Origin of the sequence: Arenibacter lacus (assembly GCF_008711145.1) — a bacterium.
In the GTDB taxonomy this organism is placed as follows: domain Bacteria; phylum Bacteroidota; class Bacteroidia; order Flavobacteriales; family Flavobacteriaceae; genus Arenibacter; species Arenibacter amylolyticus.
Genome location: NZ_VVIN01000015.1, coordinates 17,594 through 33,759, shown reverse-complemented (window position 1 = coordinate 33,759; position 16,166 = coordinate 17,594). Strand labels below are relative to the sequence as shown.

Annotated in this window: 15 protein-coding genes and 5 tRNA genes; all 20 read left to right on the top strand. The window is 40.5% G+C overall.

All coding sequences use genetic code 11. The features are described from left to right. Positions 1-116 precede the first annotated feature (116 nt). The 20 genes from F1E73_RS06800 to rpoB all read left to right on the top strand — a co-directional run bounded on the left by F1E73_RS06800 (position 117) and on the right by rpoB (position 16,106). Positions 117-1,931 (top strand): sodium-dependent transporter, encoded by a 1,815-nt coding sequence (locus F1E73_RS06800; protein WP_150451489.1) that lies wholly within the window; start codon positions 117-119, stop codon positions 1,929-1,931. A gap of 155 nt (positions 1,932-2,086) precedes the next feature. After that, positions 2,087-3,010, top strand: a complete 924-nt coding sequence (locus F1E73_RS06795; RefSeq protein WP_086477083.1) for a ComEA family DNA-binding protein — start codon at positions 2,087-2,089, stop codon at positions 3,008-3,010. A 43-nt stretch (positions 3,011-3,053) separates the two neighbouring features. Continuing rightward, positions 3,054-4,193, top strand: a complete 1,140-nt coding sequence (locus F1E73_RS06790; protein WP_086477124.1) for an acyl-CoA dehydrogenase family protein — start codon at positions 3,054-3,056, stop codon at positions 4,191-4,193. A gap of 151 nt (positions 4,194-4,344) precedes the next feature. After that, positions 4,345-4,686 (top strand): DMT family transporter, encoded by a 342-nt coding sequence (locus F1E73_RS06785; protein WP_191088993.1) that lies wholly within the window; start codon positions 4,345-4,347, stop codon positions 4,684-4,686. A gap of 217 nt (positions 4,687-4,903) precedes the next feature. Further along, positions 4,904-5,098, top strand: coding sequence for a 30S ribosomal protein S21 (rpsU, locus tag F1E73_RS06780; RefSeq protein ID WP_086477081.1), 195 nt, complete (start codon positions 4,904-4,906; stop codon positions 5,096-5,098). Between the two features lie 253 nt (positions 5,099-5,351). Continuing rightward, positions 5,352-6,239, top strand: coding sequence for a tyrosine-type recombinase/integrase (locus F1E73_RS06775; protein WP_150451487.1), 888 nt, complete (start codon positions 5,352-5,354; stop codon positions 6,237-6,239). A gap of 38 nt (positions 6,240-6,277) precedes the next feature. After that, complete coding sequence (hpf, locus tag F1E73_RS06770) at positions 6,278-6,580, top strand: ribosome hibernation-promoting factor, HPF/YfiA family (protein WP_086477079.1); 303 nt, start codon at positions 6,278-6,280, stop codon at positions 6,578-6,580. 97 nt (positions 6,581-6,677) lie between these two features. Next, a tRNA-Thr gene (locus F1E73_RS06765) sits at positions 6,678-6,751 on the top strand. Between the two features lie 294 nt (positions 6,752-7,045). Then, positions 7,046-7,127: transfer RNA gene (locus F1E73_RS06760), tRNA-Tyr, on the top strand. A gap of 128 nt (positions 7,128-7,255) precedes the next feature. Then, a tRNA-Gly gene (locus F1E73_RS06755) sits at positions 7,256-7,328 on the top strand. Between the two features lie 181 nt (positions 7,329-7,509). Further along, positions 7,510-7,581 (top strand) — tRNA-Thr (locus F1E73_RS06750). Between the two features lie 54 nt (positions 7,582-7,635). Continuing rightward, positions 7,636-8,823: an elongation factor Tu gene (gene tuf, locus F1E73_RS06745; protein WP_086477078.1), complete on the top strand. Its 1,188-nt coding sequence runs from the start codon at positions 7,636-7,638 to the stop codon at positions 8,821-8,823. A 143-nt stretch (positions 8,824-8,966) separates the two neighbouring features. Next, positions 8,967-9,039, top strand: a tRNA-Trp gene (locus F1E73_RS06740). Between the two features lie 152 nt (positions 9,040-9,191). After that, positions 9,192-9,380: a preprotein translocase subunit SecE gene (gene secE / locus F1E73_RS06735; RefSeq protein ID WP_086477077.1), complete on the top strand. Its 189-nt coding sequence runs from the start codon at positions 9,192-9,194 to the stop codon at positions 9,378-9,380. A 10-nt stretch (positions 9,381-9,390) separates the two neighbouring features. Beyond that, positions 9,391-9,942 carry a transcription termination/antitermination protein NusG gene (nusG, locus tag F1E73_RS06730; protein WP_086477076.1) on the top strand — a complete coding sequence of 184 codons (552 nt, stop codon included), beginning with the start codon at positions 9,391-9,393 and terminating at the stop codon, positions 9,940-9,942. Between the two features lie 105 nt (positions 9,943-10,047). Then, positions 10,048-10,485, top strand: a complete 438-nt coding sequence (gene rplK, locus F1E73_RS06725; protein ID WP_086477075.1) for a 50S ribosomal protein L11 — start codon at positions 10,048-10,050, stop codon at positions 10,483-10,485. A 20-nt stretch (positions 10,486-10,505) separates the two neighbouring features. Next, entirely contained in the window at positions 10,506-11,195 is a 690-nt protein-coding gene (gene rplA, locus F1E73_RS06720; RefSeq protein WP_086477074.1) for a 50S ribosomal protein L1, read from the top strand. A 22-nt stretch (positions 11,196-11,217) separates the two neighbouring features. Then, entirely contained in the window at positions 11,218-11,733 is a 516-nt protein-coding gene (gene rplJ / locus F1E73_RS06715; protein ID WP_086477073.1) for a 50S ribosomal protein L10, read from the top strand. A gap of 53 nt (positions 11,734-11,786) precedes the next feature. Then, entirely contained in the window at positions 11,787-12,164 is a 378-nt protein-coding gene (gene rplL / locus F1E73_RS06710; RefSeq protein WP_086477072.1) for a 50S ribosomal protein L7/L12, read from the top strand. A 132-nt stretch (positions 12,165-12,296) separates the two neighbouring features. Further along, the gene (gene rpoB, locus F1E73_RS06705) at positions 12,297-16,106 is read left to right on the top strand and encodes a DNA-directed RNA polymerase subunit beta (protein ID WP_086477071.1); all 3,810 of its coding nucleotides are present in this window, start codon (positions 12,297-12,299) and stop codon (positions 16,104-16,106) included. Positions 16,107-16,166 lie beyond the last annotated feature (60 nt).

Genomic DNA, 16,166 nt, shown 5'->3' with positions numbered 1-16,166 from the left:
GTTGCCTTAAGTGCAATGGGATAAGCGGAATTTTATGTTTAATGGGGGTTTAACTATTTTTTTTTACGATCTTGCGCCACTTAATTTAAGGACCAATTAATCGTTTTAAGTAAAGGATGGCAAAATCAACAGAATCTTGGGGATCGCGTTTAGGGTTAATTTTAGCAATGGCCGGAAATGCTGTGGGATTGGGAAATTTTTTAAGATTTCCTGTTCAAGCTGTCGAGAATGGAGGAGGTGCATTTATTATCCCTTACTTGGTCTGTTTCTTATTGATGGGGATTCCCATGTTGTTCATAGAGTGGTCTTCTGGCCGTTATGGAGGTAGGTTCGGGAATCACAGTACACCCTATATCTTGGATTCCATGGTAAAGGGAAGGGTGTTGAAATATATTGGGGTATTTGGGATTTTTACCAATTTGGCTATCGTTGCCTATTACTCCTATATAGAATCTTGGACCATGTCTTATGTGTTTCATTCCTTAAAAGGGACCTTTTCGGGTATGACACAGGCCGAGGTAGCAGCATTCTTTAACTCGTATGTAGATGTTACCCAGAGCTCTACCGGGATTCCCTATGAAGCGGTTGTTTTCTTCGTACTCTGTCTCGGTATCAATACTTTCATTCTTTCTAAAGGGATACGAGGAGTAGAGAAGGTGGCTAAAATAGGGATGCCTCTGTTAATACTATTTGGAATACTTTTGGCCATTAGAGGGTATACCTTGGGGACTAGTGGGGCTTCGGATCTTTTTCCAAATGCCAATGCTTGGGACGGACTTAACTTTTTATGGACGCCGCAGTACGATTCCTTGCTTAATCCAAAAGTGTGGTTGGCAGCAGCTGGGCAAATATTCTTTACCCTATCCGTAGGACTAGGGACCATTCATTGCTATGCCTCCTATGTTAAGAGTAAGGACGATATTGCACTTAACTCTATCACGGCAGGATTTATGAACGGTTTTGTGGAGGTGGTTATTGGTAGTGCTATCGTTATTCCGATCGCAGCTGGTTATTTGGGGCTAGATTGGGTAATGAATAATGCCGGTTTCGGAATGGCCTTTCAAACCATGCCGTATTTGTTTCAGCAATGGGGGCCTGTCCTAGCAGCAATTGCTGGGGTGATGTGGTTTGGATTGTTGTTTTTTTCGGGAATTACAAGTTCCCTGGCAATGGGTACTCCTTGGTTGGGTTTTATGAAGGATGAGTTTGGTTGGAGCAGTACAAAGGGAGCCTGGTCTTTTGGTGGCTTGGCGCTGCTGTTGGGCTTGCCTACCGTCTTCTTTTTCCAGGAAGGGGTGTTTGATGATTTTGACTATTGGGCCGGTACCGTGAGTTTGGTGTTTTTTGCATTTTTCGAGGTTATTCTGTACTCATGGGTCTTTGGCATCAATAAAGGATGGGAGGAAATTAATTTGGGGGCCGATATTAAGATTCCCATTATATATAAATACATTATTAAGTATGTAACCCCCTTGTTATTGGGGTGGGTCTTTGTGGCCAGTATACCTAGTATGATTGATAAATTGACGCACCAAGATACCTTTAACAGGTCTTCCTTTGCCGATGTCTACTATGCCGAGATTTTTGATAGAGCTGGGGAAGCCGTAGGGACGGTAGAAGAGGTGGGAGACCACTATATTAAATTTTCTTTCGAAAATACTCGGAAAAGATTCGACCAAAATAAAAATATGGCCTTGTATGAGTCATTTACAGACTATAAGGAATATGTCTTCGATGAGGATCAGTATACCACCGTACTCGTAGGGGATAGGATTAAACCTGGAGATAAAATTGCGAAGGGAGACTTTGTGAATGATGTGTTTTATAGAAACATCGGTAGGTCTATTTTAGTAGGTTTGTTTTTATTTATTTCAATATTAGTATATTTAGCATATAAAAAGAGAAGAAAAGAAGGGAGGGCTACCATATGAATTCATCCGCATTAACTGTTATGATAATATCGCAAGGAGTTTTTGTCCTCGTTGCACTCTATTTTTTTTATAGGGTATTAACCACGCCTCCCAAGCAGGAGCCCGACTCGTATTCCGAGAACGATGACATTGTAGAAAGGCAAAAGGAGTAAGCTGTGCGCAAAAAATCGATAAAATCCCATTTCAGTTTTAATAAACAAGAACGAAATGGGATTTTCTTTTTATTGTTCATCATTCTTTCGCTTCAAGGCTTCTTTTATGTTGGCAGTGGGTATTTCTGTGCTAGCCTTGAACCCCAGATAGAAGTAGATAACGAGCTTCAGAAGAAAATAGATCAACTTAAAATAGCATCCGCCAAACGGGACTCCATGGAGGTGTATGACTTTAATCCCAATTTTATTACGGACTATAAAGGGTATGTGTTAGGGATGTCTCCAGAAGAAATTGATAGATTGCATTCGTTTAGAGCAAACAATACTTTTGTTAATTCTGCCCGGGAATTCCAGGAGGTCACTTTAATTTCCGATTCCCTATTACAGGCCATAGCTCCTTATTTTAAGTTTCCAGAATGGACGCAATCGCCAAGGCGATCCAATTTCAAAAAAATGGGTGCCACTTCAAACAATGAAGAATTGGCGTATGCTTCCGAGTTAAAGGAGGAAGTTTCTTCAGCAGGCTTGGTTCTTAAAGACCTTAATAATGCAACCGCTGCCGATCTAAAGTTGGTGTCTGGCGTGGGAACAGTATTATCCAGTAGAATTGTGAAATTTAGAGATCGGCTGGGAGGCTTTGTGAAGGAAGAACAATTGGCACATGTTTACGGTTTGGAAGGGGAGGTGGTCCAAAGAATTTTGCAACAGTTTAAAATTGGAACTGTCCCGGAAATAGTGAAAATAAATATCAATGAGGCCCCTGCCTCCGAATTAGTGGGGTTGGTTTATTTTAATTACGATCTTGCCTATCGGATTGTTGCCTATAGAGATAGGAACGGGGCCTTCACCTCTTTCGATCAACTATTGAGTATTGAAGATTTTCCTTCCGAAAAATTAGATATAATTCAGTTATATTTGCAATTATAAAATAGTAACAGCTAATATAATGGTTATAGATACCCCTAATACAATGAGTTTCGATTTTTCTGAAACTCAGAAAATGGTAGCTGCTTCCGCAAAGGAGTTCGCTGAACAATATATAAGGCCTTTTGTAATGGAGTGGGATGAGGCGCAAACCTTTCCAGTAGAAGTGTTTAAAAAAGCGGGAGAGATGGGCTTTATGGGAGTGCTGGTTCCAGTGGAACTTGGTGGCTCCGGATTGGGGTATCACGAGTATATTAGTATTATAGAAGAAATTTCCAAAGTAGATCCCTCAATTGGGTTATCGGTAGCTGCACATAATTCTTTGTGTACCAACCATATTTTGAGCTTTGGGACGGAGGAGCAAAAACAAAAATGGATTCCCAAGTTGGCTACAGCTGAATGGATAGGGGCTTGGGGTTTAACAGAGCACAATACCGGTTCTGATGCTGGAGGAATGAACACTACCGCTGTAAAGGAGGGAGATCATTGGGTGCTTAACGGGGCTAAGAACTTTATTACCCACGGGAAAAGTGGGGATATCGCTGTGGTTATAGCCAGGACTGGTGAGAAAGGGGATAGCCGCGGAATGACCGCTTTTGCAATTGAAATGGGTACCCCTGGTTTTACTAGCGGTAAAAAGGAAGACAAATTAGGCATGCGCGCAAGTGAAACTGCTGAATTGATTTTTGACAATTGTAAGATTCCAGATGCCAATAGATTAGGGGAAGTAGGGGAAGGCTTTATTCAATCCATGAAGATACTGGATGGAGGTAGGATTTCCATAGGCGCATTGTCACTAGGCATTGCCAAAGGAGCTTATGAGGCTGCTTTGAAATATTCCAAAGAGAGAGAGCAGTTTGGTAAACCTATTAGTCAATTTCAGGGCATCTCGTTTAAACTGGCAGATATGGCAACGGAAATTGAAGCTTCAGAGTTGCTACTACATAAATCGGCCTTTCTTAAAAATGAAGGTCGCAATGTCACCAAGTTGGGCGCTATGGCAAAGATGTATGCCTCCGAAGTATGTGTTAGAGCTGCTAATGAGGCGGTTCAAATTCACGGAGGATATGGTTATACCAAGGATTATCCAGTGGAGAAATTTTACCGCGATTCTAAATTGTGTACGATTGGTGAGGGAACTACCGAAATCCAAAAAATCGTCATTGCAAGAAATATTTTAAAATAAGTCGATAATATATAGCAACCCATCCGGGAAAGGAGGGGGTTATAGCTTCTGTGTTAATTTTGTTTCTTCGCTTTCTTGGCCTATGTTAGGGTTAAAGGGCTTAGCAATAAGGCTATCCCAAGTTTAATCACTATACTTTATTATAATGAATATTAATTGGGTGTTATTGTTATTAGGGGGTTTGTTTGAAACCGGATTTGCCATTAGTTTGGGAAAAGCACAGCAAACATCGGGTAAAGAGATGTGGATGTGGCTGGGAGCTTTTGTAGTGAGCGTTAGTATTAGTATGTTCCTTCTTTTTAAAGCCATGGGCGGAGAGAAAGCGATCCCCGTTGGTACGGCTTATGCGGTATGGGGTGCGATCGGTGCCATTGGGACGGTCATAGCAGGTATACTAATGTTTAAGGAGCCAGTTACTTTTTGGCGACTGTTTTTTCTTTCCACTTTGGTTATTTCTGTAATCGGGCTTCAGGTGGTTGGAGAAGCTACCTAAGGGTTTTCAAGATTTGTGAATGGCTTCTAGATCCATAGGTAGTTACCCATGCTGTTAGTCTTTATTGTTAAGTCAATATGTGAATGTAGGGAACTGCTAGCAGGATGAAATAGGGTCAATGGAGGTTTTAAAAAGTTTTTCAAAATATTTGATGGTATTTGAAGATTAATGATATATATTTGCAGCCTTAATCACAAAAGAGAGGAGGTTATCGCCCATGTTAATAATACCAATAAAAGAAGGAGAGAATATAGATAGAGCTTTGAAGCGTTACAAGCGAAAGTTCGATAAGACCGGTAGAATGCGACAATTGAGAAAGCGTCAGCAGTACACTAAGCCATCTGTTTTAAACAGAGCGCAGAGACAGAAAGCCGCGTATATTCAACATCTTAGGGACGAAGAGGAAATATAAATCCCTATTCTGTATAAGATTTAAACGCCCTGCCAATATGGTAGGGCGTTTTTTTATTTAATGCAATTGCTGCTTCCAGCTTCTTGGTGTGGAGATTACCAGGTCGATTGGGTTCATAATGTTAATGATTAAGTTGCTGGGTGCAATGATTCTATTGGTAGCCAATTGCTTTTAGTGGATAAAGGTTCTTGACTATGGATATTAAATACTTGGTTTTAATTTCCGTGGGAACAAACTTTTGTAACTTTGAGTCATGTCTCTTTCAGCCTTTATTTCATATTTATCCTTAGAGAAGAATTACTCTCCTCATACGGTACTTGCATATAAGAATGATGTTCTTGAGTTTTCGGACTTCGTTGTCCATCGATTTCAAATGGTGGATATCGATGAAGCTAACTATGCCTTAATACGGAGCTGGATTATAGATTTGGTAGAATCGGGGATATCCAATAGATCCGTTAACCGTAAAGTGGCCTCTCTAAAAGCCTACTATAACTTTCTTTTGAAAACAGAGCGATTGTCGGTAAACCCATTGGCAAAGCATAGGGCGTTAAAGACCCCTAAAAAGGTAGAAGTGCCATTTTCCGAACAAGAAATGGAAAAAGTGCTAAGTCAGATGGTTTATGAAAATACATTTGAGGGTAAACGAAATAAGTTGATCATTGAGCTTCTGTACGCCACCGGGATAAGACGGGCAGAGCTAATAGGGCTCCGTATGCAGGATGTAAATGTATCCGAAAACACTATTAAGGTACTGGGAAAGAGGAACAAGGAGCGTATAATCCCATTATTGGATTCGGTAAAGCAGTCTTTTTTGGTGTATAGAGAGGCTAGGGAAGAGTTGCAAACTGTACGGGACCACGCCTATGTTTTTCTTACTTCCAAGGGTAATAAAGTGTATGAAACGCTTGTGTATAGAATTGTAAATAGGTACCTTAGTGAGGTGTCTGTTAAGGTAAAAAAGAGTCCGCATATTTTGCGGCATACCTTTGCAACCCACTTGTTGAATCAGGGAGCGGATTTAAATGCAGTAAAGGAGTTATTGGGTCACTCAAGCTTGGCGTCTACCCAGGTTTATACTCATAATAGTATTGCGGAATTAAAAAAAGTATATCTCGCGCATCCTAGAAACAAGGAGTAATAGATTAAGTATTGTTTAACGTTCAAAAAAAGTAATATATGAAAGTAAACACGCAATCGGTAAATTTTACGGCTGAAGGGAAACTATTGGACTTTATGGAGGCCAGGTTAGGTAAGCTAGAGCAGTTTTATGATAAGATCGTTAGTACGGATGTGTATCTAAAGGTAGAGAACACAAGCTCTAAAGAAAATAAAATAGTGGAAATCAAGGTGTTGGTGCCACGAGATAATTTTATAGTGAAGAAACAATGTAAGACATTTGAAGAGGCAATTGATACGGCATGTAGTAGCTTAGAGCGCAAGCTGGTGAAGCGAAAAGAAAAAATTAGGCTAAATGCGTAAAAATTTTTCAAAAAATGTTTTGATTAAAAAAATAAAGGTATACATTTGCAGTCCGTTAGAAATAGCGGGCTTTTTTTTGAAAGGAAAAGAAGTAAAGGCCGATGTAGCTCAGCTGGCTAGAGCAGCTGATTTGTAATCAGCAGGTCGTGGGTTCGAGTCCCTCCATCGGCTCAATAAAAAGGCAGGAATAGAAGTTGTTTTTGCCAAGTTTTTTGAAATAATGTTTTCAGGTTTCTAGAGTGTAAAACCAGTCTAAAATAAAGTCGAAAAAAATTTTTCGATTTAGGGTTGGAAAACAAAAATAAATACTATTTTTGTCGCTCTTTTAAAAGAGGGGTTGATGAACGGCGGAAGTGAGTTCTGAAGTTTAAAGAGGGTCCGAAAGGAATTGCCTTAATCAGCCGAAGTGAAACTACTATTGTATAGTGTTCATTTGTTCTTTGGAAATTGTAATTTAATTAAGTTGGGGAGATACTCAAGCGGCCAACGAGGGCAGACTGTAAATCTGCTGACTATGTCTTCGCAGGTTCGAATCCTGCTCTCCCCACTAAAGTGATCGCTGCTAAGTTCTTGTTTTTGAACGACGCGTCACGACAAGAGTTTTTTTTGATAAAAATTCGGAACTTTCTTTTGAAATAATGAGATAAGTTTTTAGGTTTGCCTGAAAATTATAATGCGGGAGTAGCTCAGTTGGTAGAGCGTCAGCCTTCCAAGCTGAATGTCGCCGGTTCGAACCCGGTCTCCCGCTCAAGATTTTAAAAGCAGAGGCTCCTTAATTTGGGGCTTTATGTGATTGGAATAGATTCGACTGGATTAAAAATCCAGTTAAGGGGCAAAGTCTAAAAGGCTTCGTTCGAGTTCATTTAACTTTGGGTTGATGGCGAGTGTAGGAAGTAAGGGGTTGCCCGGACTTCTGGTATTTTTAAAAGGCCGGTGTAGCTCAGGGGTAGAGCGCTTCCTTGGTAAGGAAGAGGTCATGAGTTCAAATCTCATCATTGGCTCAATTAAGGCATTATTTGTACACTAATATAAACTAAGAATTAAAATTAACAAACATGGCAAAGGCAACATTTGATCGTTCCAAACCGCATTTAAATATAGGTACTATTGGACACGTGGATCACGGTAAGACTACATTGACTGCAGCTATTACTACTGTATTGGCTAACGCAGGATTTTCTGAAATGAGAAGTTTCGATTCTATCGATAACGCTCCTGAAGAAAAAGAAAGGGGTATTACCATTAATACTTCACACGTAGAGTACGCAACTGCTAACCGTCACTACGCTCACGTTGACTGTCCAGGTCACGCCGATTACGTAAAGAACATGGTTACTGGTGCTGCTCAGATGGACGGTGCTATATTGGTGGTTGCTGCTACAGATGGTCCAATGCCACAGACTCGTGAGCACATCCTTCTAGGACGCCAGGTTGGTATTCCAAGAATCGTTGTTTTCTTGAATAAAGTAGACATGGTTGATGATGAGGAGTTATTGGAGTTGGTTGAAATGGAAGTAAGAGATTTGCTTTCTTTCTACGAGTACGACGGTGATAATGGACCTGTTGTTGCTGGATCTGCATTAGGTGCTTTGAACGGTGAGCAGAAGTGGGTAGACACTGTGTTGAGCTTGATGGAAGCAGTTGATAACTGGATTGAGTTGCCTACAAGAGATGTTGATAAGAACTTCTTGATGCCTGTTGAAGATGTATTTACAATTACTGGTCGTGGAACTGTTGCTACAGGACGTATCGAAACTGGTGTTGCTAACACTGGAGATCCAGTAGAGATCATCGGAATGGGAGCTGAGAAATTGACTTCTACTATTACAGGGGTTGAGATGTTCCGTAAGATATTGGATAGAGGAGAAGCTGGTGATAACGTTGGTATCCTTTTGAGAGGTATTGAAAAGACTCAAATAAAAAGAGGAATGGTAATCTGTAAGCCAGGTTCTGTAACTCCACACGCTAAGTTTGAGGCTGAGGTTTATATCCTTAAGAAAGAAGAAGGTGGACGTCACACTCCATTCCATAATAACTACCGTCCACAGTTCTACGTGAGAACTACAGATGTTACGGGTACTATTAATCTTCCTGATGGAGTAGAAATGGTAATGCCAGGTGATAACCTTACTATCACAGTAGATCTATTGTCTCCAATTGCTTTGAACGAAGGATTGCGTTTTGCAATACGTGAAGGTGGTAGAACAGTAGGTGCAGGACAGGTTACTAAGATAATTGACTAAGTCATTATAGATTAAGGTAATTTAACATTGAGGGTGTCTTGCTAAAGCGGGATACCTTTCAATGTAAATATAAGTAGGTGACTTACTTCCTGTGTTGAGTCTTTCAAATTTGAGAGGTTTGTAGAAAGTAAGTCATCTTATAAACGGGTGTAGCTCAGTTGGTAGAGCACTGGTCTCCAAAACCAGGTGTCGGGAGTTCGAGCCTCTCCGCCCGTGCAAAGTAAAGCTAAGGGTTTTAAAGTTCTTGTTGCTTTTAGAGTAACAGGACAATACGAAGCCTGAGTTGAAATAGAGTAAGGCTTTAAGGGAAGGTAGGGGGATCTCTGCTAAGTGCCCGGAAGTCAGTTAAGAAAATAAAGACACGCTGCATGTTTACATATATATCAGAATCCATTGAGGAACTTAAGAATAATGTTTCTTTGCCTCCTAGGGCAGAATCTACCAATTTAATGGTTATAGTAGCGGTATTTTCCATTGTTTTTGCGTTGGCGACTTGGGGTGTGGATACTGTATTTGGTAGAGTAATTCAATTTTATTTCAATAACATAATCAATTAAGAGTAGCTCTATGTCTGAAGTGTTGGAAAAGAAATGGTATGTGGTAAGAGCTGTCAGTGGTCAAGAGAACAAGATTAAAGGCTATATAGAGACGGAAGTTGCCCGTTTGGGGTTTGAGGACTATTTGGAAGAGGTTTTAGTTCCTACGGAAAAAGTAGTACAGATCAGAAATGGGAAAAAAATAAATAAAGAACGCGTTTATTTCCCAGGGTATATTATGGTGAAAGCCAACCTTGGAGGTGAGATGGTTCATATTATCCGCTCTATAACCAACGTGATCGGATTTTTGGGTGAAACCAAAGGCGGAGACCCTGTTCCATTGAGAAAATCAGAGGTGAACAGGATGCTAGGTAAGGTAGATGAGTTGGCTGTAAAAACAGACAGCGTTGCCATTCCGTTCGTATTTGGGGAGACCGTAAAAGTTATCGATGGTCCATTCAATGGATTTAATGGTACCGTAGAGAAGATCAACGAAGAAAAACGCAAGCTAGAGGTGATGGTGAAGATCTTTGGAAGAAAAACACCTTTGGAGCTTAGTTATATGCAGGTAGAGAAAATCTAGCAAGCGTTAATTACCTTCAACAAACAAAGAATTAATAAGAACTGTTACATAGTTGAAAGGGGTGTTGCTTCCAATTTAACACCACTTTAAATTTAATTAGAAACAATGGCAAAAGAAGTAAGTAAAGTAGTTAAACTACAAGTTAGGGGAGGTGCTGCGAATCCGTCGCCACCGGTTGGACCCGCTTTAGGTGCTGCCGGGGTTAACATAATGGAATTCTGTAAGCAATTTAATGCGCGTACACAGGATAAAGCAGGGAAGGTCCTGCCCGTTGCGATCACGGTTTATAAAGACAAGTCGTTCGACTTTGTTGTAAAGACACCGCCAGCGGCAGTTCAATTAATGGAAGCGGCTAAGGTTAAAAAAGGATCTGGCGAGCCTAACAGAAACAAGGTGGCCAGTGTTACTTGGGATCAGGTTAAAGCAATCGCTGAGGACAAAATGGTAGATTTAAATGCCTTTACGGTAGAATCCGCAATGAGCATGGTAGCTGGTACAGCTAGATCTATGGGTTTAAAAGTAGCAGGCACGAGACCTTTTTAAAATCTTAAAAGCAATTTAGAATGGCAAAATTAACAAAGAAGCAAAAGGAAGCTCAGGGCAAGATAGATAAGAATAAGCTCTATTCTGTTGCTGAAGCTGCTGCTTTAGTAAAAGAGATAACCAATACAAATTTTGATTCATCTGTTGAATTGGCGGTGCGTTTGGGTGTAGATCCAAGAAAAGCCAATCAAATGGTACGTGGGGTAGTAACACTTCCTCATGGAACAGGTAAGGATGTTAAGGTTTTGGCATTGGTAACGCCTGATAAGGAAGCAGAGGCAAAAGAGGCTGGTGCTGACTATGTAGGTTTAGATGAGTATTTGGATAAAATTAAAGGTGGTTGGACCGATGTAGATGTAATTATCACCATGCCAAGTGTAATGGGGAAATTAGGTCCACTAGGTAGAGTTTTAGGGCCAAGAGGTCTTATGCCTAATCCAAAAACTGGTACAGTAACCATGGACGTAGCCAAGGCGGTTACGGAGGTGAAAGCTGGTAAGATAGATTTTAAAGTTGACAAAACAGGAATTGTGCACGCAGCTATTGGGAAGGTATCTTTCTCAGCAGATAAGATTGCGGATAATGCCAATGAGTTGTTGGATACCTTGTTAAAGTTAAGGCCAACGGCGGCTAAAGGGGTGTATATGAAATCAATTTATATGTCCAGTACTATGAGTCCTAGTGTTGCATTGGATCCAAAAGTAGATTAACTGTTAGTCAAAAGATTTTATTATGACAAGAGAAGAGAAAGTAAATGTTATACAGGATTTAACTGCTCAATTGGCGGAAAGCTCCACAATTTATTTGACTGACATTTCTGGATTGAATGCTGAGAAAACTTCAGCTTTAAGAAGGGCTTGTTACAAAGCAAATATTAGACTTGCAGTAGTTAAGAACACTATGCTTGCAAAAGCAATGGAGGCCTCTGAAAAGGACTTTGGTGAACTTCCGGAAGTTTTGAAGGGAAGTACCTCCGTAATGTTTTCTGAAACTGGTAACGCACCTGCAAAGTTAATCAAGAACTTTAGAAAGAAAGCCGATAAGCCTGTTTTGAAAGGGGCTTATATAGCCGAGGCAATCTATATTGGTGACGATCAATTGAATACTCTAGAGAGTATCAAGTCTAAAGAGGAAATGGTTGGCGAAATCATTGGATTGTTACAATCCCCAGCTAAGAATGTTATCTCTGGACTTAAGTCCGGTGGAGGTAAGCTTGCTGGAATTCTGAAGACGTTATCAGAAAAATAATACGTACGCACTAAAAACAATTATATTTTAAAATTTTATTAAACGATAGAAAAATGGCAGAATTAAAAGATTTCGCAGAACAATTGGTTAACCTTACAGTAAAAGAAGTAAATGAGTTAGCTGCAATATTAAAAGAGGAGTACGGTATTGAGCCTGCAGCTGCTGCAGTTGCTGTTGCTGCCGGTGGTGGAGCCGAAGGTGGTGAAGCTGCTGAGGAGCAAACTGAATTCGACGTAATTTTGAAAGCCGCTGGTGGTTCTAAATTAGCAGTTGTTAAATTGGTTAAGGAATTGACTGGTTTAGGATTGAAAGATGCTAAGGACATCGTTGATAGCGCACCTAAAGCTGTTAAGGAAGCTGTTGCTAAAGAAGAGGCTGAGGCAATTAAATCTCAATTGGAAGAAGCAGGAGCAGAAGTTGAGCTTAAATAATAGCGACAACCATAATTATTCTGGTTTAGGTCTTTCCGCTTTTTGTGGCTAGACCTAAGCCTTTTTATACATACCGTGTATAAAGGGATACACGACCCAATTAAGTATTCACGATCAAAATTTTGTCCATTGATGTTCACAAATCAGACTGAAAGAATAAGTTTCGCATCCGCTAAGAACACGCCGGATTATCCGGATTTCTTGGACATTCAGATTAAATCATTTCAAGATTTTTTTCAACTTGAGACCAAATCTGACGAAAGGGGCAATGAAGGGTTGTATAACACCTTCATGGAAAACTTTCCCATTACAGACACCAGGAACCAGTTCGTCCTAGAATTTTTAGACTATTTTATTGATCCACCTAGATATTCCATTCAAGAATGTATAGAGCGTGGACTTACGTACAGTGTTCCTCTAAAAGCTAGATTAAAATTATATTGTACAGATCCAGAGCATGAGGATTTCGAGACCATCGTACAGGATGTGTACTTGGGTACAATTCCTTATATGACTCCTAGTGGTACCTTTGTGGTAAACGGTGCCGAGCGTGTAGTTGTTTCTCAGTTACACCGTTCTCCTGGGGTTTTCTTCGGACAATCCTTCCATGCAAATGGAACTAAGTTGTATTCTGCCAGGGTAATTCCTTTTAAAGGATCTTGGATAGAATTTGCAACTGATATCAATGGCGTTATGTACGCTTATATTGATAGAAAGAAAAAATTACCTGTTACTACCCTGTTTAGAGCAATAGGCTATGAAAGGGATAAGGACATCTTGGAAATATTTGATCTTTCGGAAGAAATAAAAGTTTCCAATGCCGGACTTAAAAAAGTGCTTGGCCGTAAATTGGCAGCTAGAGTATTGAACACTTGGCACGAGGATTTTGTGGATGAAGATACGGGCGAAGTGGTCTCAATTGAGCGAAACGAGATTATCTTGGATCGTGATACCGTTCTAGAAAAAGAACATATTCCGGAAATCTTGGACGCCGATGTAAAATCTATCCTCTTGCACAAGGAGAATAGTGGACAGAGTGATTATTCCATTATTCACAATACCCTTCAAAAGGATCCAACTAACTCCGAAAAAGAAGCTGTTGAACACATCTATCGTCAATTGCGTAACGCAGAGCCGCCAGATGAGGAGACTGCTCGTGGTATTATAGATAAGTTGTTCTTCTCCGATCAGCGTTATAACTTGGGAGAGGTAGGACGTTATAGAATGAACAAAAAACTTGGTTTGGACATCGCCATGGACAAGCAGGTCCTTACCAGGGAAGATATCATTACCATTATAAAATATTTGATAGAATTGATCAATTCCAAAGCGGAGATCGATGATATCGACCACCTTTCTAACCGTAGGGTTAGAACGGTAGGTGAACAATTGTCACAACAGTTTGGTGTAGGTCTTGCCCGTATGGCCAGAACTATTCGTGAACGTATGAACGTACGTGACAACGAGGTGTTTACCCCAATTGATTTGATCAACGCGAAAACATTGTCTTCGGTGATCAACTCCTTCTTTGGAACCAACCAGTTGTCCCAATTTATGGACCAGACCAACCCCTTGGCGGAAATTACGCACAAGAGAAGGCTGTCTGCATTAGGGCCAGGTGGATTATCCAGAGAGAGAGCAGGGTTTGAGGTACGTGACGTTCACTATACGCACTACGGAAGACTTTGTCCGATTGAAACTCCTGAAGGACCCAATATTGGGTTAATTTCTTCGCTATCGGTTTTTGCCAAGGTAAACCCAATGGGCTTCTTGGAAACTCCCTACCGTAGAGTGGAAGATGGAAAAGTTAATCTAGACGATGCTATCTACCTAAGTGCAGAAGAGGAAGAAGGAATGAAAATTGCACAAGCAAACATTCCTATGGATGATGAAGGTACCATTACACCAGAAAAACTGATTGCAAGGGAAGAGGGCGATTTCCCAGTAGTAGATCCAGTAGAATTGAACTATACGGATGTTGCTCCTAACCAAATTGCTTCTATATCTGCCTCCTTAATTCCATTCTTGGAGCACGATGATGCGAACAGGGCTTTGATGGGATCTAACATGATGAGACAGGCAGTACCCCTGTTAAGACCAGAGGCGCCTATTGTAGGTACCGGATTGGAACGTCAGGTTGCATCAGACTCTCGAGTATTGATAAATGCAGAAGGCGATGGGGTTGTGGAATATGTGGATTCTAAGAAGATCACCATTAAGTACGATAGGACCGAGGATGAAAAACTGGTAAGTTTTGATGAAGATTCCAAGACCTATGAGTTGGTGAAATTTAGAAAGACTAACCAAGGTACCAGTATTAACCTTAAACCCATTGTAAGAAAAGGGTATAGAGTTAAAAAAGGACAGGTACTTTGTGAAGGATATGCTACTGAAAACGGCGAATTAGCATTGGGTAGAAACCTTGTAGTGGCCTTTATGCCATGGAAAGGTTACAACTTTGAGGATGCTATTGTGATTTCCGAAAAAGTGGTAAGAGAGGATATATTTACTTCTATTCACGTAGATGAATACGCGTTGGAAGTAAGGGATACCAAATTGGGAGCTGAGGAATTAACCAATGATATTCCAAACGTTTCTGAGGAAGCTACCAAGGATTTGGACGAATACGGAATGATCCGTATTGGAGCCGAAGTGAAGCCTGGGGATATCCTTATTGGTAAGATTACCCCAAAAGGGGAATCAGATCCAACACCGGAAGAAAAATTATTGCGTGCCATCTTTGGAGACAAGGCAGGAGATGTTAAGGATGCTTCCTTAAAAGCTTCCCCTTCCCTACATGGAGTGGTTATCGATAAGAAATTATTCTCTAGATCTGTAAAGGATAAGCGTAAGCGTTCTGAAGACAAAGAGGAATTGGCAAAATTGGAGTTGGAATACGAAGTAAAATTCCAACAGCTGAAAGATGTATTGGTAGAAAAGCTGTTCACCTTGGTCAATGGTAAAACTTCACAGGGTGTTTTAAACGACCTTGGGGAGGAAGTACTTCCAAAAGGAAAGAAATACACCTTGAGAATGTTGAACGCAGTAGACGATTTCGCCCACTTGGTAGGAGGAAGTTGGACTACGGATAAGGAGTGCAACGCTTTGGTGAACGATCTTTTGCATAACTATAAGATTAAACTAAACGACCTTCAAGGTAACCTAAGAAGGGATAAGTTTACCATTTCTGTTGGAGATGAACTGCCTTCTGGAATTATGAAATTAGCCAAGGTGTATGTTGCTAAAAAACGTAAACTGAAGGTAGGAGATAAGATGGCAGGACGTCACGGAAACAAAGGTATTGTTTCTAGAATTGTACGTCATGAGGATATGCCGTTCTTGGAAGACGGAACTCCAGTAGATATTGTACTAAACCCACTAGGGGTACCTTCCCGTATGAACATTGGTCAGATTTATGAGACTGTTCTAGGATGGGCCGGATTAAAATTAGGTAAGAAATACGCTACCGCAATTTTTGATGGAGCCGACTTGGACGAGATCAATACCTTTACGGATGAAGCTGGAATTCCTAGATACGGACATACCTATCTATATGACGGAGGCACGGGTCAGCGTTTCCACCAGCCTGCAACAGTAGGGGTGATTTATATGTTGAAATTAGGTCACATGGTAGATGATAAGATGCACTCGCGTTCTATAGGACCCTACTCGCTAATTACGCAGCAGCCATTAGGAGGTAAAGCTCAATTTGGAGGTCAGCGATTTGGAGAGATGGAAGTGTGGGCCTTGGAAGCGTATGGAGCTTCTGCAACCCTACGTGAAATATTAACGGTTAAATCTGATGATGTTATTGGAAGAGCCAAGACATATGAGTCTATCGTTAAGGGAGAAACCATGCCTGAACCTGGATTGCCAGAATCTTTCAACGTATTAATGCACGAACTTAAAGGTTTAAGTTTAGACATAAGATTGGAAGAATAATGAGAATAGGTTTTGAACACTATTCCTAACAATTAGAATTAAATTAGTATCAGAATATAG